General features: G+C 69.5%; 19 protein-coding genes and 1 tRNA gene. 11 read left to right on the top strand and 9 right to left on the bottom strand.

Annotated elements, in window-relative coordinates:
• The first annotated feature begins 30 nt into the window (after window positions 1-30).
• The 6 genes from rnhB to QUD34_RS09790 all read left to right on the top strand — a co-directional run bounded on the left by rnhB (window position 31) and on the right by QUD34_RS09790 (window position 5,122).
• Complete coding sequence (gene rnhB, locus QUD34_RS09815; RefSeq protein ID WP_286353519.1) at window positions 31-855, top strand: ribonuclease HII; 825 nt, start codon at window positions 31-33, stop codon at window positions 853-855.
• Complete coding sequence (locus QUD34_RS09810) at window positions 852-1,247, top strand: NUDIX domain-containing protein (RefSeq protein ID WP_286353518.1); 396 nt, start codon at window positions 852-854, stop codon at window positions 1,245-1,247. Before rnhB ends, QUD34_RS09810 begins: the two co-directional genes overlap by 4 nt.
• Before the next feature lie 32 nt (window positions 1,248-1,279).
• On the top strand, window positions 1,280-2,560 hold the full coding sequence (locus tag QUD34_RS09805; RefSeq protein ID WP_286353517.1) for a beta-propeller domain-containing protein: 1,281 nt from the start codon (window positions 1,280-1,282) through the stop codon (window positions 2,558-2,560).
• A gap of 65 nt (window positions 2,561-2,625) precedes the next feature.
• A complete protein-coding gene (gene pal / locus QUD34_RS09800) occupies window positions 2,626-3,339 on the top strand; it encodes a peptidoglycan-associated lipoprotein Pal (RefSeq protein ID WP_286353516.1) in 714 nt (237 codons plus the stop codon).
• A 74-nt stretch (window positions 3,340-3,413) separates the two neighbouring features.
• The gene (locus tag QUD34_RS09795; protein ID WP_286353515.1) at window positions 3,414-4,127 is read left to right on the top strand and encodes a tetratricopeptide repeat protein; all 714 of its coding nucleotides are present in this window, start codon (window positions 3,414-3,416) and stop codon (window positions 4,125-4,127) included.
• 11 nt (window positions 4,128-4,138) lie between these two features.
• Entirely contained in the window at window positions 4,139-5,122 is a 984-nt protein-coding gene (locus tag QUD34_RS09790) for a GHMP family kinase ATP-binding protein (protein ID WP_286353514.1), read from the top strand.
• Here the strand turns inward: QUD34_RS09790 and QUD34_RS09785 are convergent.
• Window positions 5,091-6,191, bottom strand: a complete 1,101-nt coding sequence (locus tag QUD34_RS09785; RefSeq protein WP_286353513.1) for an A/G-specific adenine glycosylase — start codon at window positions 6,189-6,191, stop codon at window positions 5,091-5,093. The two genes, QUD34_RS09790 and QUD34_RS09785, sit on opposite strands and share 32 nt — an antisense overlap.
• Window positions 6,192-6,320: 129 nt before the next feature.
• Between QUD34_RS09785 and QUD34_RS09780 the strand changes: the two genes are divergently transcribed.
• Entirely contained in the window at window positions 6,321-7,748 is a 1,428-nt protein-coding gene (locus QUD34_RS09780; RefSeq protein WP_286353512.1) for a Kelch repeat-containing protein, read from the top strand.
• A 58-nt stretch (window positions 7,749-7,806) separates the two neighbouring features.
• Here QUD34_RS09780 and QUD34_RS09775 read toward each other — a convergent pair.
• From QUD34_RS09775 to aroF, 3 genes are all read right to left on the bottom strand, one after another.
• Window positions 7,807-7,892 (bottom strand) — tRNA-Leu (locus QUD34_RS09775).
• Between the two features lie 75 nt (window positions 7,893-7,967).
• Window positions 7,968-8,315, bottom strand: a complete 348-nt coding sequence (gene secG / locus QUD34_RS09770) for a preprotein translocase subunit SecG (protein WP_286353511.1) — start codon at window positions 8,313-8,315, stop codon at window positions 7,968-7,970.
• Between the two features lie 38 nt (window positions 8,316-8,353).
• Complete coding sequence (gene aroF, locus QUD34_RS09765; RefSeq protein WP_286353510.1) at window positions 8,354-9,385, bottom strand: 3-deoxy-7-phosphoheptulonate synthase; 1,032 nt, start codon at window positions 9,383-9,385, stop codon at window positions 8,354-8,356.
• Window positions 9,386-9,576: 191 nt separating this feature from the next.
• Here aroF and QUD34_RS09760 point away from each other — a divergent pair, with 191 nt between their 5' ends.
• Both QUD34_RS09760 and QUD34_RS09755 read left to right on the top strand, forming a co-directional pair.
• Window positions 9,577-10,353: a hypothetical protein gene (locus QUD34_RS09760; protein ID WP_286353509.1), complete on the top strand. Its 777-nt coding sequence runs from the start codon at window positions 9,577-9,579 to the stop codon at window positions 10,351-10,353.
• The gene (locus QUD34_RS09755; protein ID WP_286353508.1) at window positions 10,353-11,093 is read left to right on the top strand and encodes a zinc ribbon domain-containing protein; all 741 of its coding nucleotides are present in this window, start codon (window positions 10,353-10,355) and stop codon (window positions 11,091-11,093) included. The genes QUD34_RS09760 and QUD34_RS09755 overlap by 1 nt, the downstream gene beginning before the upstream one ends.
• On the opposite strand, the gene tpiA is transcribed toward QUD34_RS09755, so the two are convergent.
• The 3 genes from tpiA to QUD34_RS09740 form a co-directional block, all read right to left on the bottom strand.
• Window positions 11,094-11,828 (bottom strand): triose-phosphate isomerase, encoded by a 735-nt coding sequence (tpiA, locus tag QUD34_RS09750; protein ID WP_286353507.1) that lies wholly within the window; start codon window positions 11,826-11,828, stop codon window positions 11,094-11,096.
• Between the two features lie 8 nt (window positions 11,829-11,836).
• Window positions 11,837-13,033 (bottom strand): phosphoglycerate kinase, encoded by a 1,197-nt coding sequence (locus QUD34_RS09745; protein ID WP_286353506.1) that lies wholly within the window; start codon window positions 13,031-13,033, stop codon window positions 11,837-11,839.
• 68 nt (window positions 13,034-13,101) lie between these two features.
• Window positions 13,102-13,827 carry a methyltransferase domain-containing protein gene (locus QUD34_RS09740; RefSeq protein WP_286353505.1) on the bottom strand — a complete coding sequence of 242 codons (726 nt, stop codon included), beginning with the start codon at window positions 13,825-13,827 and terminating at the stop codon, window positions 13,102-13,104.
• A 105-nt stretch (window positions 13,828-13,932) separates the two neighbouring features.
• Here QUD34_RS09740 and rbfA point away from each other — a divergent pair, with 105 nt between their 5' ends.
• Together rbfA and truB are read left to right on the top strand one after the other, a co-directional pair.
• Window positions 13,933-14,322 carry a 30S ribosome-binding factor RbfA gene (rbfA, locus tag QUD34_RS09735; RefSeq protein ID WP_286353504.1) on the top strand — a complete coding sequence of 130 codons (390 nt, stop codon included), beginning with the start codon at window positions 13,933-13,935 and terminating at the stop codon, window positions 14,320-14,322.
• Entirely contained in the window at window positions 14,323-15,219 is an 897-nt protein-coding gene (truB, locus tag QUD34_RS09730) for a tRNA pseudouridine(55) synthase TruB (protein ID WP_286353503.1), read from the top strand.
• Between the two features lie 10 nt (window positions 15,220-15,229).
• On the opposite strand, the gene QUD34_RS09725 is transcribed toward truB, so the two are convergent.
• Both QUD34_RS09725 and QUD34_RS09720 read right to left on the bottom strand, forming a co-directional pair.
• Window positions 15,230-15,997 (bottom strand): TerC family protein, encoded by a 768-nt coding sequence (locus QUD34_RS09725; protein WP_286353502.1) that lies wholly within the window; start codon window positions 15,995-15,997, stop codon window positions 15,230-15,232.
• A 92-nt stretch (window positions 15,998-16,089) separates the two neighbouring features.
• Window positions 16,090-16,353, bottom strand: coding sequence for a hypothetical protein (locus QUD34_RS09720; RefSeq protein ID WP_286353501.1), 264 nt, complete (start codon window positions 16,351-16,353; stop codon window positions 16,090-16,092).
• Window positions 16,354-16,373: the final 20 nt, after the last annotated feature.

The following is a 16,373-nucleotide window of genomic DNA, read 5'->3' as shown; positions in this document are numbered from 1 at the left end:
CTCCAGATTCCGGCCTGCTAGCCTGAGTTCATGATCAACCCGCTCGATTGGGACCTCGGCAATGTGCCTCCCGGCGTGGCCTGGGGCGGCGTGGACGAGGCGGGGCGCGGCGCCTGGGCAGGGCCGGTGGTGGCCGCCTGCGCCGTGCTGGACGGGGAGACGGTCCACAAGTGGGGCCATGTGCTGCGGAGCGTTCGGGACAGCAAGCAGCTGAAGCCCGAACGGCGGGAAGTCCTGGCGGCGGAGCTGAAGTCCGTGCTCCCGGCCTACGGCATCGCCGAGGTGGATCCGCTCGCCATCGACCGGGAGAACATCCTGGAGGCCACCCTGATGGCCATGCGGCAGGCGGTGGCCCAACTGGCGATCCGGCCCCGCCTCCTGCTCGTGGACGGGAACCGCGGCCCCAGGACGGGCCTGCCCGAGCGGCTCGTGGTGGACGGGGACGCCGTCAGCTGCGCCATCGGCGCGGCGAGCATCCTGGCCAAGGCCCACCGCGATGCGCTGATGATCGGCCTGGAAGAGCAGCATCCGGGCTATGGTTTCGGCCAGCACAAGGGCTACGGCACGGCCCTGCACCGGGCGCGCATCCTGGAGCTGGGCGTGTCCTGCGTGCACCGCATCAGCTATGCGCCCGTAGCGGCGCTCCAGCGGGTGGACGAGGACCTGCGCGACGAGTTGCGCCGCAGCCTGGATCGCTGCGTCAGCGTGGCCGAACTGCAGGCCTGGGTGCTCTCGGACCTCCGCCCGGCCTATGGCCGGCTGAAGCTGGTGTGGGTGGAGACCCTGAGGCGGCACTATGCGGACCGCCTGGCCCAGTTGGCGAATGCCGAGGGTCTGGCCAAGGATCCCGAGTGACGGAAGTGGCCCTGGCCCTGGTGGAGCGGGAGGGCCGCTATCTTCTGCAGCGCCGAGCCGCCTCCAATGCGGTTCTGCCGGGACTCTGGGAGTTCCCGGGCGGCAAAGCGGAAGCGGGCGAGCCGCTTCTCGAGGCCCTGAGGCGCGAACTCCGGGAAGAGGTGGACATGAAGGTCCTGGCGGCTGAGCCGCTACCTCCCCTGGAGGGGGCCGTGCGCCTGCATCCCTTCCGCGTCCTGGCGGAGGGCCGTCCACGGACGTCGCTGGCCTGGGGCTGGTTCACCGCGGCTGAAATCCTGCGCCTTCGTGTTCCTCCAGCCAATGTCCCGCTGCTCCGCAGCCTGGTTGGAGCTGCTCCACCGGCCGATTCCGGCCCGCCCCGCTCCATCTGATAACCTGGAAGCCCCCCAGGCCCGGAGATGCCATGCCGCGATTCCTCATTCGGACCTTCCTTTGCGCCCTCGCCGCCCTGGGCCTGTCGGCCCAGCAGACGGAGGTGGTGCTGAGCGCGTCCAGCAGCGCTAAGCTGGTGCTGGCCATGCCCGCGCCGAAGCTGACCGGCATCGAGGATGGGCTCGTGGCCACCGAATTCACGGCCGTGCTCAAGCGCGACCTGGACGAGACGGGCGTGTTCGCGGTGCTGCAGGAGCGGCTGCCCGCCGACGCCGCTCCCGCGAAGGCCTGGAAGGAGGCCGGCGCGCAGTGGCTGCTGACGGTGCGGCTCACGCGGGCGGCGGGAGGCGAACTCCAGCTCGACGCCTCGGCGCTGGACACCGCCGCTGAGAAGGCGGTCTTCACCAAGCCCTACAAGGCCGACCGGCTGGTGCCCCTCCGGCGGCTGGCCCACGCCCTGGCGGACGACCTGGTGGCGCGGCTCACCGGGGAGCGGGGCGTCGCCTCGAGCCGCGTGGTGTTCGTGCGGCAGATGGCGCCGGGGGTGAAGGAGCTGTTCCAGATCGACCGGGATGGAGCGAACCTCGTCCAGCTCACGCGGCATGGCAGCCTCACCCTGTCGCCCACGGTGGCTTCGGACGGCCGCCTGGCCTATGTCACCTACAAGGGCGGCGCGCCCGAGATCTGGGGCCAGCGCCGCCGCGACGGCGCCCACGAGAAACTCTATCCCCTCAGCGGCGCGGGCGGCATGGTGTCCACGCCCGTCTGGTCGCCGGACGGGAAGCGCCTGGCCTTCGTGCAGCTCGACCGCCGCGGCAACAGCGACATCATGATCCTCGACCTGGGCACGGGGCGGGCCCGGCGCCTGACGGACGGGAACGGCATCAACACCGAGCCGACCTGGAACCCCAACGGCACGCAGATCGCCTTTACCTCCGACCGCGAAGGCGGCCCCCAGGTGTTCCTCATGCAGGATGACGGCTCCAACCTCCGCCGCCTGACGGCCGAGGGCACCTACAACGCCAGCCCCGCCTGGAGTCCCAACGGCGCCATGGTGGCCTATGTCTCGCGTTTCGAGGGCAAATTCGATCTTTTCATCTATAAACTAGGCGAAGGAAAGGCCTACCAGATCACCACTGGCGTAAGCACTTCCGAGTCGCCAGCCTGGTCTCCGGATGAGCGCCGATTGGTGTTCACAAGTAACCGTTTTGGCTCGATGCAGATCTTCACCACCGACCTCTCAGGCCGCCAAGTGGTGCGGATGACGGAGCTCCCGAACTGCCAAAGTCCGAAATGGACTCGCGCAAGATGAAAAATAATGACGATTCCCTGAGTTCCATCGAACTATACTCAGGCTTATCCAGGAGGAACAACCCCATGCGATACGGAACCTACCTCGTCCCTGCCGCGATCGTGCTGACCCTCGGCAGCCTCGCCTGCAAGCCGCCCAAGACGGCCGAGCAGATCAAGCAGGAAACCCAGGCGGCCTTCAACGAGGGCTACCAGGCGTTCAAGGACGGGAAGGCCCGCACGACCAACCCCTACCTGAACGACAAGGAAAACCCCCACAAGATGCAGGGTTGGTACGACGGTTGGGACAAGGCCAAGGCCGACAAGGATGCCGCTGACAAGGTCGCCGCCGAGAAGGCCGCCGCCGACGAAGCCGCCCGCAAGGCCGCCGCCGAGAAGGCCGCCGCGGAAGAAGCCGCCCGCAAGGCCGCCGAGGCCGAGAAGGCCGCTGCCTTCAAGAAGGCCGCCGAAGCCGCCCTCAAGATGATCCACTTCGACTTCGACAAGTCCGACATCAAGGAAGGCGACCGCGCCACCCTCCAGGGCATCGCCGACTTCATGAAGGCCTTCCCCGCCGCCAAGCTCGAGATCGAAGGCCACTGCGACGAGCGGGGCACCAACGAGTACAACCTCGCGCTCGGCAACCACCGCGCTGCCGCCGCCCTGGCCTACCTGAAGACCCTGGGCGTGGACGAGGCCCGCTTCACCACCATCAGCTACGGCAAGGAAAAGCCCCTCTGCACCGAGGCCAAGGAAGCCTGCTGGAGCCAGAACCGCCGCGCCGAGTTCAAGCTCAAGTAACTGTTCCTGATCACGCGAAGCGGGGGCTACGGCCCCCGCTTTTCGTTTAGGATGAAGTGCATCCCGGAGTTCCCATGAGTGCCCGCACCCTGCTCTTTCCGGCCCTGACCGCACTTCTCGCCATCGGGTGCGGATCCGAAGACCAGCTCCGCCGCGTCGAGCAGGAGGTCGGCGACCTCAAGCTCGAGGTCTTCAAGCTCCGCCAGCAGGTCGAGGACGGCAACAAGCGCTCCGAGGCGGAGCAGAAGGCCGCCCAGGAGTCCCGGAGCCAGGATCGCCGCTTCCAGGCCGACCTCCAGGAAAGCCTCCGCCAGGTGCAGGACACCACCCGGGTGCTGAACAACCGCCTGAACAGCCTGCCCCGGGGCGGGACGCGGCCGGCGGCCGACGCAACGCCCGCGGCCCAGGCTTCCGAGGATGAACGCGCCTTCAACGCGGCGGTGCTGGACTACAACCGCGGCAACTACCCGCTGGCCGCCGAGGGCCTGGATCTCTTCCTGAAGAACTACCCGCAGAGCGCCAAGCGCCCCGATGCGCTCTTCTTCCTGGGCCTCTGCCACTACAACCAGCGGACCTTCGACAAGGCCCAGCAGGCCTTTGATCGCATCATCAAGGACCACGCCGCCTCGCCCCAGTTCCTGCCCGCCAAGCTCAAGCGTGCCCAGTGTCTCCTCAAGCAGGGGCTCAAGCCCGCCGCGGTGAAGGCCTTCCGCGAACTGGTGGACGGATTCGCCGGCAGCGCCGAGGCCCGCACCGCCCAGCAGGAACTGAGCGACCTGGGCCTTTGACCCGGTCCGCCATGAACCCTGAAACCTGGCGCGTACCCGTCCGCATCGACTTCGCGGGCGGCACCCTCGACCTGTGGCCCATCTACGCCATGATGGGCGGCTGCCTCACGGTGAACGCCGCCGTGGACCTGTGGATCGAGCTGGAGATCCACCGCAGCGGCCCCGGCCACCGGATCAGGAGCCGGGACCTGGGGATCGACTTGGCCTGCGAGACCTGGCCAGCGGAACCGCCCGCCGGCCTCTCCTGGGTCTGGCGGGTGCTGGACGGCTCCGGCGCGCCGCCGGCCTCCGTGGCCATCCACAGCCCCGTGCCCCAGGGCTCGGGACTGGGCGTGTCCTCCTGCCTCGGCGTGGGCCTGCTCGGGGCGGCTCTCGAAGAGGAGGCCGGTGAAAGTCTGGCTCGCAAAGTACCGATTTTGCGGGACCTGGAAAGTCGGGAGCTTCAAACCCCGGCGGGCTGGCAGGACTACTATCCCGCCGCCCTGGGCGGCGCCCTGGCGCTCCACTGGGATGGACCCGAACCGCGCTGGGAGCGGCTGGAACCCCATCCGGGCCTGCTGGCGGACCTGGTGGTGTTCTACACCGGCAAGCCGCACCACTCGGGCATGACCAACTGGGAGGCCTACAAGCGGTTCATCGAGGGCGATGTCCAGACCCGGCAGGCCCTGTCCGACATCCGGGGCATCGCCTGGGACATGGCGGCGGTCCTGCCTGCAGATCCCGCCGCCGTGGCCGCACTGCTGGAACGCGAAGGCCAGGCCCGGGTGAACCTGTCCCCGGCGGTGGAGACCGATGCCATGCGCGCGGTGCGGGATCGCGGCCGCCGCGAGGGCTGGTACGCGGGCATGAAGCCCTGCGGTGCCGGGGGGGGCGGCTGCTGCCTGCTGGTGGCCAAGGATGGCCGTCGGGAAGCCGCCGAGGCGGCCCTGCGCGACATGGGCCTGCCGCCCCTGGATCTGCGAATCACCCCAAGAGGGTTGCACAGGCTCGGATGAGCGCGGCCGGATCCGGGGCCTCCAGGGGCGTCTGCCCCGGCGTGGCCAGCAGATCCCGAAGACGCTGATCCCGCTGGCCGAGGGGCAGGGCGGAGAGGTCGGCGGCCGGGATCCAGCGCAGCCCCTCGGCGGCCTGGAACCGGGTGCCGAGGCGCAGGTGCAGGGGACTCACGGCCTCCCGGCGATGGGTGTAGACCTGGGTCCAGCCGGGCCAGGCCAGCATGGGGACCAGGCCGGGGGCTGGGGTTTGGGAGGCCAGTTCCGACGCCTCGATGGTCGGCCAGCGCCAGAGGCCCGCCAGGAGCCCGCTGGTCGCGGGCGCATGGAGCAGCAGGTATCCCTCCGCCTCCATGGCCACCAGCCAGATGGCGCTTTCTTTGGGTTTCGCGCGCTTGCCCGCGGGCGGGATCTCCCCGGTGCGTTCCGCCTGCCGCGCGGCGCAAGCGTCCGCCAGGGGGCAGGCGCCGCAGGCGGGCGTCGGCGCACAGACCGTGGCGCCCAGCTCCATGATCGCCTGCGTCAGGCGGGAAGGGCCGTGAGCCTCAAGGGCGGGGGCGAGCCAGGTCCGAAGGTCCGCGGCCCGGATCTTCGGATCGCCCTCGATCAGCAGCAGGCGGGCCAGCACGCGAAAGGCATTGCCATCCAGGGCGGGCGCGGGCCACTGGAAGGCGATGGCGCCCACGGCGGCGGCGGTGTAGGGGCCGAGGCCCGGCAGCTGGGCCAGGCCCTCCAGGTCCCCTGGCCACCCCTCGGCGGCCACGGAGACCGCGGCGGCCTTCAGGAAGCGTGCTCGACGGTAGTACCCGAGTCCCTCCCAGGCCTTGTGGACGGTGTCCTCATCGGCCTCGGCGAGAGCCTGCGGCGTGGGGAACCGCGCCAGCCAGCGGTTGAAATAGGGCACCACCGTGGCCACCTGGGTCTGCTGCAGCATCAGCTCGGACACCAGCACGGCATAGGGATCAGGATGCGGGGCATCCAGGTCTGTCGCCCGCCAGGGCAGGTCCCGCCGCACACGGCCGAACCAGGGGGCCAGGGGGGCGAGGAGGTCAGGGGCGGCGGGCCAAGGCATCCCCAGACCCTACCATTCCCGGGTTCGCCCGCCCTGGGTCCGGCAGGAGAAGAGGCTTTCTCAGGGTGTCTGAGGGGTATTCGGAAACTCTGATCCCATTTAGAATAATTTTTTTTTCTTGGAGGAGCCATGAAAACGATGCGCATGAGGCCTCATTCGGCGCTGGCGTCTCTTGGCGCGGGCCTGGGCGTGGTCTTTCTGGGGGCCTGCGGCGGCGGAGCCTCCAGCTCCGGGGGCGTCGGGGCGCCAGCGCCGGCGGTGCTGAAGGTCCTCCCCGCCAGCGCCGACATCAAGGTGGGCGGCGCCCTGCAGGTCTGGGCGGAGAATGCACAGGGGAGTCCCGTTCCGGCGTCCTTTTCGGTGGTGGAGCCTCAGGGAGGCCTGGTGACCGCCACCGGCCGCTATCAGGCCCCCCTGGTGGCGGGGACCTACCACCTCCGGGCCACCAGCAGCCAGGTTCCCGGAGCCGTCGCCGAGGTGCCCGTGAGGGTCTCCCTCTACCAGGCGGCCCTTTCGACCGCTCCGTCCTCCCAGTTCTCGCGCTTCGATCACAGCGCCACCCTGCTTCCGGATGGCAGCGTCCTGCTGGCGGGGGGGATGGAATCCAGCCTGCTCGAGCGGTATCTCCCGGCCTCCGGAACCTTCGTGCAGGCGGCGGACCTTGGCGCCAGGCGCTGGGCCCATCAGGCCTCGCCTCTTCCCGGGGGCGGGGTCCTGCTGTCGGGCGGCGTCGGGGTCTCGGGAGCCGTCTCCGTGGCCCTGGCGACGGCCCAGGTCTATGACGCCGGGACGGGGGTCCGCCCCGTGGGGCCCCTGACGGCCTCGCGCCTTCTGCATGCCGCCGAGGCGCTGGAGGATGGCCGCGTCCTGCTGACCGGGGGGCTGCCTGCCACCGGATCCGACATCCAGGCCGTGGCCACGGCCGAGCTCTTCGATCCGGCGACGGGGGGATTCGCCGCCACGGGCTCGATGGGATCACCCCGCACCGGCCACACGGCCACCCGGCTCGCGAACGGGAAGCTCCTCATCGCCGGCGGGAGGAACAGCACCTGCCTCTTCGGCTGCCAGGAACTGACCTGGGCCTCCGCCGAGCTCTTCGATCCCGCCACGGGCACCTTCTCTCCCACGGGAGCCATGGCCCAGGCCCGGTACGGGCACACGGCCACCCCGCTTCCCGATGGCCGGATCCTGATCGCCGGAGGCACCACGCCGGACCTTCCGAACACGGATGTGTCCACCTCCCTGGAGATCTACGATCCTGTCACCGGCGCGTTCACCCTTGCGGGAGCCATGCTCCGGCCCCGGAGCCACCATACGGCGACCCTCCTCACGGACGGGCGCGTCCTGCTGGCCGGGGGACGGACGGTCGGCGAGGGCTCCCTGGCCTCCGCCACCCTCGAGGTGATCGACCTGGCCCGGGGCCAGGCCACGCTGCTGACTTCCTCGCTGACCACCCGCTATCGCCACACGGCGACCCGCCTGCTCTCGGGCGAAGTGGTCCTGGCGGGGGGCAGCGAGGGGGGAGGCGGCATCAAGCTGACGGAGCTGTTCCGCTAGGGCCCGAGGGACGGCCTCTGGAACGAAAAACGAGCGCCCGGGGGCGCTCGTTTCGATTTGGTGCCCGCGAGCAGACTCGAACTGCTACGGCTTGTGGCCACCACCCCCTCAAGATGGCGTGTCTACCAATTTCACCACGCGGGCACGCGGAACATTCATCTTCACTCAAAGCGCGAACGCGGTCAATGACTCGTTTCGAGCCCCGACCCGGTGACGATGCTACTGCTTGGCGGGCGCGTGGGCCGGGGCCGGAACGGGCGCGGCGGGGACGGCCGGGGCCGGGGCGGGCACGGTGGCGGCGGGCTTGTCGCCGATCTTGTCCAGCACCGAGCGGTTGCCGCGGATGATCAGCACCTCGATGAACAGGGTGGTGCCGAGGAATCCGGCGGCCAGCCAGTAGGTGGCCTTGGACAGGAAGGGCGTGGCGCCCTGGGCGCCGAAGGCGGAGTTCGCGCCGCCGCCGCCGAAGGAGGCGCCGAGGCCTCCCTTGGTGCCGGGCTGCAGCAGGATCGCCCCGATGAGGAGGACGCCGAACAGGATCAGAAGCGCAAGGGCGAGGCCGTTCATGTAAACTCCGAACCTCCTAGTCTGCCATGCCTGCCCTTCTACATCCAGAGCCCCGTGAGATTGGGGGTCTGCAGCGCGCGATGCACGGCCTGGGCCCGTTCCACGAGGCGGATGAAATCCGAGGGCAGCAGGGCCTGGGGGCCATCGCTGAGGGCCTTCTCCGGGTTGCAGTGGGTCTCCACCAGCAGGCCGTCGGCGCCCGCGGCCACGCCCGCCAGCCCGCAGGGGATCACCAGGTCGCGGCGCCCGGTGGCGTGGCTGGGATCGACCATCACGGGCAGGTGGGTGAGGGCCTTGGCGGCGGGCACCACGCTCACATCGAGGGTGTTGCGGGCGTGATCGGACCAGGTACGGATGCCGCGCTCGCAGAGCACGACATTCCGGTTGCCTTCGCCCAGCACATACTCGGCGGCATAGAGCCATTCCTCCAGCGTGGCCGACGGCCCGCGCTTGAGCAGCACGGGTTTGTGGCAGCGTCCCGCCCGGCGCAGCAGCGCGAAGTTCTGCATGTTGCGGGCGCCGATCTGCACCATGTCGGCGCTGCGCTCCACGGCATCGAAGGTCTCCACCTCCGTGGCCTCGGTGACGATGCCCAGGTCGAATTCCCTGCGCACCTCCTCCAGCAGGCGCAGGCCCTCGAGCCCCAGGCCCTGGAAGGCGTAAGGGCTCGTGCGGGGCTTGAAGGCGCCGGCCCGCAGCAGCTTCACGCCGGTCTCCGCCACATAGCGGGCCACGGTGAAGAGCTGTTCGCGGCTTTCCACGCCGCAGGGGCCGCCCACCAGGGCCAGGTCCGGCCCGCCGATCCTCACGCCGCGCACCTCCACCACCGTGCGGCCCGCCACGGCGTCCGCGCTGGCCAGCTTGTAGGGGCTGGTGATGGGCACGACCCGGCGCACCCCGGCCATGGGTTCGATGCGGTCGGGCTTCAGGGCCTTGGAGGCGTTCGGCGCCACGATGCTGAGGGCCTCGGGCGTTTCGTTCACCTGGCTGCGGATGCCCGCCGATTCGAGCAGGGCCAGCACCTCGGCCACCTGATCCGGCGTGGCGGAGGGTTCCATGAGAATGAGCATGAGGATCCTCTAGCGGCCGAATTCGGCCGGACGAGCGTGAGAGGGGGGGAGCCTGTGGCTGAAGCCTGAGCCCGGAAGGGCGAAGAGAATGAGCATGCGGCCTCGCGAAGACTTCCGATTCTAGCGCTTCTGCCGGATCGGAGCCTGGACAGGGATCGAGGCGGCATCCAGACTTGGGGCCGGAGGTCCCCATGCGGCGCGCTCCCACTCCCTTTTCCGGTTCCCTGCTGTTGTTCCCCCTGCTGCTCGCCTTCGGCTGCACTCGGCCGGAGGTCGAGGCCTTCCGCATCAGCCCCCCGCCCGTGAGCGTGACCGTGAGCCTGCCCGAGCGCCTGGCCGACCGGGAGGGGTTCCAGCAGGAGTATGCCTCGGCCCTCCGCGGCCGGCTGGCCACGCGGGTGGTCGTGATCCCCGAGGGCGTGAAGCCTCCCGTGGGGGCCGCCGAACTGCAGGTGGACATCCGGGACATCTCCCCGGCCTCGGGCCAACCAAGCCCTGCCGCCATCGGCGTGGCCACCGGTGTCGCCGTGGGGGCCATCAGCGCGGCCTCGGGCAACCGGGGCTGGGGCGTGGTGGACGGCCTGTTCTGGGGCCTGTGGGTGGGCAGCCATGCCGCCATGCATCAGGAACGGACCCAGGATCGCCTGGGCTACCGGCCCCAGGTGGTGAGGGCCCAGATCCGCCTGGTGCGGCAGGGCGTTCCCGAGCCGCTGTGGGTGGACTCCGTCGAGCCGGTGGAGGTGGTCGAGGCCATGGATCCGCTCCCTCCCGGTGCCCGGGACGACGACGGCCGCATCCGGGAAGAGGAGGCCAAGGGCTTCGCCCGGGTGGTGGTGCAGAAGCTGTCGGCCCACTTCCAGTGGGTGCGCCTCACGGACCAGCGTTTCTATGAGGACCCGGCCGCGAAGAAGGGGGATCTCCCCAACCGAAGCCCGGAGCCCACGCCCGCAGAGCCGAAGAAAGACTGATGGAAGCCCGCACCCTCCGCTGTTCGGGCTGCGGGGCGCCGGTGCCTCCGGATGCACCGCAGTGTCCCTATTGCCAGGCCCAGCTGGCCACGGTGGCCTGCCCGGCCTGCTTCGCCTTGGTGCCCCTGTCGGCCAGCCACTGCCCGGGGTGCGGCGCGGCGATGGCACCCAGGGAAGCCGGCGTGTCAGCGACGGCACCCTGTCCCACCTGCGCCAAGCCTCTGGCCACCACCCTGGTCGGGGAGCTGGAGGTCAGCGAGTGCCGGGCCTGCGCAGGGCTGTGGCTGGATCGCTCCGTGTTCGAGCAGCTGGGCGTCAGCCGCGAGCGGCAGGGGACCGTGCTGGGCGCGCTGCCCGCGCCCGTCACACCCCACCCCGTCGCGCTGGGGTCGGTCCAGTACCGCCCCTGCCCGGTCTGCCGCCAGTTCATGAACCGGGTGAACTATGCCAGGCGCTCCGGAGTCGTTCTGGATGTCTGCAAGAAACACGGCCTCTGGTTCGACCAGGATGAGTTGCGGCGGGTGCTGGCCTTCATCGCCGGCGGCGGTCTCGACCGCGCCCGGCAGCTGGAACTCGAGGAGCTGAAAGAGGCCAAGCGCCATGCCGTGACCCTGCCGGAACACGCGGCCTCCGCCTACGAGTTCGGCCCGCAAGGGAACGCCTTAGGCCACTGGCTGACCGCTGCTGGCCTGGTGGGGCTGGCTATGGATGCGGCGGGGCTGTTCCTGGATTCCGACTGATCAGCCCGCCTGCCTCACCAGCTCCGCGAACTTCCTGGAATCGAGGCTGGCGCCGCCCACGAGCCCACCGGCGACCTCGGGGATGCCGAGCAGCTCGGGGAAGTTCTCCGGGGTGACGCTGCCGCCGTAGAGGATGGGCACCTGGTACTCGGTGCCGGCCAGGTGCCGCTGCAGCTCGGTGCGGATGAAGGCGTGGGCTTCGCGCACCTGCGCGGCCTCGGCGCGGCGGCCGGTGCCGATGGCCCAGACGGGTTCGTAGGCCACCCACAGGGGCCCGGGGCCGGTTTCGGCGAGGATGGACAGCTGCTGGCCGAGCGCTTCCAGGGTCTGGCCCGCATCGCGCTGCTCCAGCGTCTCGCCGATGCAGAGCAGGGGCAGCAGGTCCCACTGCCAGGCGGCCTTGACCTTCTTCGCCAGGGCCGCATCGGTCTCGCCGAAGAGCTGCCGCCGCTCGCTGTGGCCGAGGATCACGCCCGAGCAGCCCGCGTCCCGCAGCTGGGGCATGGAGACCTCCCCCGTGAAGGCGCCCTTGGGTTCGGCGTGCCCGTTCTGCCCGAAGACCTGGATACCCTTCGACCGCACCAGCCCGCTCACCTGGTGCAGCAGGGTGAAGGGCGGGGCGATGCCGGCCTCCGTGCCGGCCCCGGGGGCGAACCGCCCGAGCAGGTCTTCGCAAAAGGCCTTCGCCTCGTCCGAGGTCAGGTTCATCTTCCAGTTGGCGACGACGCAGCGCATGGATCTCCTTACTTCGACAGGGCGGCTACGCCGGGAAGCTCAAGGCCGCTGAGGAACTCCAGGCTGGCCCCCCCGCCGGTGGAGACATGCGACATGCGGGCGCCGACCCCGGCCTTGTTCACGGCGGCCACGCTATCGCCCCCGCCGACCAGCACGAAGGCGCCCCGGTCCGCGGCTTCGGCCAGCTCCTCGGCCATGGTCAGGGTGCCGCTGGCGTAGGAGGCCATCTCGAAGACCCCCATGGGGCCGTTCCACAGCAGGGTCTTCGCGGCGCGGATCTCGGCGGCGTAGGCGGCGACGGTCTCCGGGCCGATGTCCAGGGCCATGCGGTCGGCGGGGATGTTCTGATCCACCGTGATGGCGCAGCCGGCATCTTCCTTGAACTCGGTGGCGGCCACATGATCCAGGGGCAGCAGCAGGCGGGTGCCCTTGGCCTCGGCCTGCTTCAGCAGCTCCAGGGCCAAATCCAGTTTGTCTTCTTCGCAGAGGCTCTTGCCGATCTCGAAGCCCTGGGCCTTGAGGAAGGTGTAGCTCATGGCGCCGCCGATGAGGATGGCGTCGGCCTTGCCGAGGAAGTTCTGGATCAGCTCGATCTTGTCGCTCACCTTGGCGCCGCCGAAGATCACCACCAGGGGCTTGTCGGGGTTTTCGGTGACCTTGCCGAGGGCCTTCAGTTCCTTTTCCATGAGGAAGCCCGCGGCCACGCGGTCCTTGGGGAAATGGCCGACCATGCCGCTGACGGAGGCATGGGCCCGGTGGGCCGCGCCGAAGGCGTCGTTCACATAGGTGTCGGCCAGCTTGGCCAGGCTCTCGGCGAAGTCCTCCTTGTTCTTGGTCTCGCCCTTCTCGAAGCGCAGGTTCTCCAGCAGCAGCACTTGGCCAGGCTTCAGGGCGGCGGCCTCCGCCTCCACGGCCGCGCCGTTCACATCGCTCGCCAGGCGGCAGTCGAAGCCCTGCTCTTTGAGCCAGGTGGCCACGGGGGCGGCACTGAAGGCGGCCTCGAAGCCCTTGCCTTCGGGTCGGCCCAGGTGGGAGGCCAACACCACCGAGGCGCCGCCGTCGAGCAGGCACTTCAGCGTGGGCAGGGTCTCGCGGATGCGGGTGGCGTCCGTGATGCGGCCCTCTTTCAGGGGCACATTCAGGTCCGCCCGCAGAAAGACCCGGCGGCCCTTCACATCGAGATCCCGCACCGTCTGGAAGCCCATGGCTGCTCCTTGCAAATGGAAAGCTCCATTCTGACGGAGGAGGGGCGGGCAGGCTATGGCGCCTTCCGCTACCGGGCCTTCTCGAGGATTCCGATCCAGCGGGGGCTGTCCTCCGCGAAGGCCTCGCCCGAGTAGGTGCCGCGGACGCTCCGGAGGCGGAGGCCGGCGTGGTGGGCCATGGCCTGGAGGTCGGCGGGGTGGTAGAGGCGGACGCTCTCCATGGCATGGCGGCGCTCCCCCGTGTCCAGCCGGGTGAGTTCCATGTGCTTCACGAGGCGGTCGCCCTCGAGCGCCCGCCGGCTGACGACGCGCACCCCCGCCCGCTCCACCGTGTCCTCGGGCACCAGGGTCCGGGCCACCTGGCCGGCATTCATGTAGTCCATCACCAGCACGCCGCCGGGGCGGAGCAGCTGCCCGAGGCGGAGCATCAGCGTGTGGTTCTGGGAATCGGAGAAGTAGCCGAAGGGGGTGAACCAGAGGCAGATGCCGGACAGCGCGCCGTCCTTCACGGGCAGGGCCCGCATGTCGCCCCGCAGCAGCCAGGGGCGCAGGTCCGCAGGGGCCAGGCCGAGCAGGATCCGGGAGAGGTCCATGCCGAAGCCCACGGGGTTCGTCCGCCGCAGGATCCCGAGGTGCCTGCCCGCGCCGCAGGCGAGGTCGAGGACGGGCCCCTCGGCCAGCTCCGGAGCCAGGCGCAGGGCCAGTTCCACGGCCCGGCGGGCCTCCTCCGCGTCCCGGTGGGCGTAGAGCAGGGCATAGTCCTCGTCAAACCAAGCTTCGAACCATTCGGCCAAGGCGCGCCCTTCGAAAAGCCCAGAGTATCCAGATGGAGCGCGGCAGGCCTCATGGGGAAGGAGAAAAATCGCGGTCGGCTACAATGGGGATTGCAAAGGAAAAGCATGCAACGCCCAGAACGCCTTGAAGACCAGGTCCACTTCCTGCTGTCGACCCTCATCCAGCGCGAGCTCCGTGATCCGGAGCTCGGCTTCCTTACCCTCACGGCCGTGCGCCTGACGCCGGACCGCAGCATGGCCCGGGTCTATTTCACGGTCCTGCCCCCGAACGGCGGCGACCAGGAGGCCCAGGACGCGCTCACGCGCAAGGCCCTGGGCCGGGCGGCGGGCTTCCTCCGCAGCCAGCTGGCCTCGCGCCTCAAGATGAAGCGGGTGCCTGAGCTGCGCTTCTTCCCGGACGGCACGCTGGAAGAGGGGAATCACCTGGAGTCCCTGCTCGATGAGATCGAGAAGGAGCGGGCCGCGCGGCCTGCGGAACCCGAACCGGAAGCCTGAATGATCGAATCCGGCATCCACCTCGTCCACAAGACCGTGGGCCAGAGCAGTTTTGATGTGATCCGGGGCTTCAAGCGCCGGGCCTTCGAGGCCGGCCAGAAGAAGCTGGCCCTGGGGCACGGCGGCACGCTGGATCCTTTCGCGGACGGCCTGCTGCTGGTGCTGGCGGGCCAGGCTACGCGGCTGATGGAGCTGATGCATCCGCTGCCGAAGACCTATGTGGCCGAAGTGGCCTGGGGTCTGGAAACGGACACCTGCGATCTGCATGGCAAGCCCGCCTCGGATGCCGCCGAGCCCCGGCTCTCGCCCGAGGCCCTGGAGGCCGCCCTGGCCCCCTTCCTGGGGTGGACCGACCAGGTGCCTCCCGCCACCAGCGCCAAGAAGATCGATGGCGAGGCGGCCTACCGGAAGGCCCATCGCGGCGAAGTGGTGGTGATGAAACCCTGCCGCGTCTTCCTGCTGTCCGCCCGCTGGATCGCCCATGACCTGCCGCGGGCCAGCACCCTCGAAATCACCTGCCGCGGCGGGTTCTATGTGCGGAGCCTGGCCCGGGATCTGGGCCGCGTGCTGGGCTGCGGCGCGCACCTGACGGCCCTGCATCGCACCGCCATCGGCCCCTGGACCGATCCCGGCACCGATCAGGAGCGGCTTGTCGCCGGCGCGGACCTGCTGCCCTGGTGCCCCTCCCGCCTGCTGACGGAGGAAGAGGCGGGGCATCTGAGCCATGGTCGGGCCATTCCCGTGGGCGAGTCGGTTCCCCCCACCTGGGCCCTGCCCGAAGGCTTTCCGGATCCCGGAGCGCCGTTGCGGGCTCTGCACGAGGGGCGCCTCGTGGCCCTGCTCAAGCCCGCCGAGGAAGGCCTGCGCACCTTCGCCAACCTGCGGGGCGGACTCTAGGTCCCCGGCTTCAGGGCTTCAGGTCCGGGCCTCTTCTCGGCTCTTCGACCCATTCTGAGTGCAGATGGACGGGTTTTGCCTTGACCCTCAGCCGCAGGTTCAGCATCTCCACCAGCAGCGAGAAGGCCATCGCGAAGTAGACATAGCCTTTGGGGATGTGCATTCCGGTGCTCTCGCCCACGAGCGTGGTGCCGATGAGGAGGAGGAAGCTGAGGGCGAGGATCTTCAGCGTCGGGTGCGCCTCGACGAAATCGCCGATGGGCTTGGCCGCCAGCATCATCACGCCGACGGAGATGACGACGGCGATGACCATGACCGCGAGGTCCTGGGCCATGCCGACCGCGGTGATCACCGAGTCGAGGGAGAAGACGATGTCGAGCAGCATGATCTGGATCAGGACCCCCGAGAAGGAGGGGGCGACCTTCTTCACGGACGCGCCTTCGATGCCTTCGAGCTTGTGGTGGATCTCGTGCGTCGACTTGGCGATCAGGAAGAGTCCGCCGCCGAGCAGGATGAGGTCCCGCCCCGAGAATCCGTGCCCCAGGATCTGGAACAGCGGATTCGTGAGCTTCACGATCCAGGCGATGGACATGAGCAGCACGATGCGCATGCCCATCGCAAGCAGCAGTCCGGTCTGCCGCGCCTTGGCTTGCCTGTCTGCAGGGAGCTTCCCGGCCAGGATCGAGATGAAGATGATGTTGTCGATGCCCAGGACGATCTCTAGGACCGTCAAGGCCAACAGGGCAATCCAGGCCTCGGGACTGGTCATCCAGCTCATGGGGGGGCGTCTCCGGGAATCGGCGGCAAACCGAAACCCCCCATCCTAGCTCGACTCTCCTCTCCGCGACCTCACGGGAATGGGCAGGCTCTCTAATCCTGAGCGGGCACCCGCGCCGCGAGGTCGTCGAGCACCTTCAGCATGTGCTGGCACTCTTCGCAGCTGGTGTGGGGCGTGCCGCAGGGGAAGCCGTCGCTCTGCATGCCGAGGCAGCGGGGCTGTTGGATGAAGCGCACCAGCTCGCCCATGAGACCGGAGACCTTCGTGCGGAGCGGGCTGTCCGGGATCTCCCGGAGGGCCATGACGAGCTTCCATTCCTCGGTGCTGAGGGTGGTCTGGATGGCGGGTTCCGTCATGGCTGCCTCCGGGGGAGATG

The organism is Geothrix oryzae (assembly GCF_030295385.1).
Classification (GTDB): Bacteria; Acidobacteriota; Holophagae; order Holophagales; family Holophagaceae; genus Geothrix; species Geothrix oryzae.
Note: the sequence above shows the minus strand (reverse complement) of the source record. Positions and strands in the feature narration are given on the sequence as shown.

Excerpts from the sequence above, each read along its gene's own strand:
- rbfA (WP_286353504.1), top strand. The coding sequence starts at position 13,933 with ATGCAACGCCCAGAACGCCTTGAAGACCAGGTCCACTTCCTGCTGTCG.
- QUD34_RS09780 (WP_286353512.1), top strand. The coding sequence starts at position 6,321 with ATGAAAACGATGCGCATGAGGCCTCATTCGGCGCTGGCGTCTCTTGGC.
- truB (WP_286353503.1), top strand. The coding sequence starts at position 14,323 with ATGATCGAATCCGGCATCCACCTCGTCCACAAGACCGTGGGCCAGAGC.
- QUD34_RS09725 (WP_286353502.1), bottom strand. The coding sequence starts at position 15,997 with ATGAGCTGGATGACCAGTCCCGAGGCCTGGATTGCCCTGTTGGCCTTG.
- QUD34_RS09790 (WP_286353514.1), top strand. The coding sequence starts at position 4,139 with ATGAACCCTGAAACCTGGCGCGTACCCGTCCGCATCGACTTCGCGGGC.
- QUD34_RS09805 (WP_286353517.1), top strand. The coding sequence starts at position 1,280 with ATGCCGCGATTCCTCATTCGGACCTTCCTTTGCGCCCTCGCCGCCCTG.
- secG (WP_286353511.1), bottom strand. The coding sequence starts at position 8,315 with ATGAACGGCCTCGCCCTTGCGCTTCTGATCCTGTTCGGCGTCCTCCTC.
- tpiA (WP_286353507.1), bottom strand. The coding sequence starts at position 11,828 with ATGCGCTGCGTCGTCGCCAACTGGAAGATGAACCTGACCTCGGACGAG.
- QUD34_RS09745 (WP_286353506.1), bottom strand. The coding sequence starts at position 13,033 with ATGGGCTTCCAGACGGTGCGGGATCTCGATGTGAAGGGCCGCCGGGTC.
- QUD34_RS09720 (WP_286353501.1), bottom strand. The coding sequence starts at position 16,353 with ATGACGGAACCCGCCATCCAGACCACCCTCAGCACCGAGGAATGGAAG.
- QUD34_RS09760 (WP_286353509.1), top strand. The coding sequence starts at position 9,577 with ATGCGGCGCGCTCCCACTCCCTTTTCCGGTTCCCTGCTGTTGTTCCCC.
- aroF (WP_286353510.1), bottom strand. The coding sequence starts at position 9,385 with ATGCTCATTCTCATGGAACCCTCCGCCACGCCGGATCAGGTGGCCGAG.
- rnhB (WP_286353519.1), top strand. The coding sequence starts at position 31 with ATGATCAACCCGCTCGATTGGGACCTCGGCAATGTGCCTCCCGGCGTG.
- QUD34_RS09795 (WP_286353515.1), top strand. The coding sequence starts at position 3,414 with ATGAGTGCCCGCACCCTGCTCTTTCCGGCCCTGACCGCACTTCTCGCC.
- pal (WP_286353516.1), top strand. The coding sequence starts at position 2,626 with ATGCGATACGGAACCTACCTCGTCCCTGCCGCGATCGTGCTGACCCTC.
- QUD34_RS09785 (WP_286353513.1), bottom strand. The coding sequence starts at position 6,191 with ATGCCTTGGCCCGCCGCCCCTGACCTCCTCGCCCCCCTGGCCCCCTGG.
- QUD34_RS09755 (WP_286353508.1), top strand. The coding sequence starts at position 10,353 with ATGGAAGCCCGCACCCTCCGCTGTTCGGGCTGCGGGGCGCCGGTGCCT.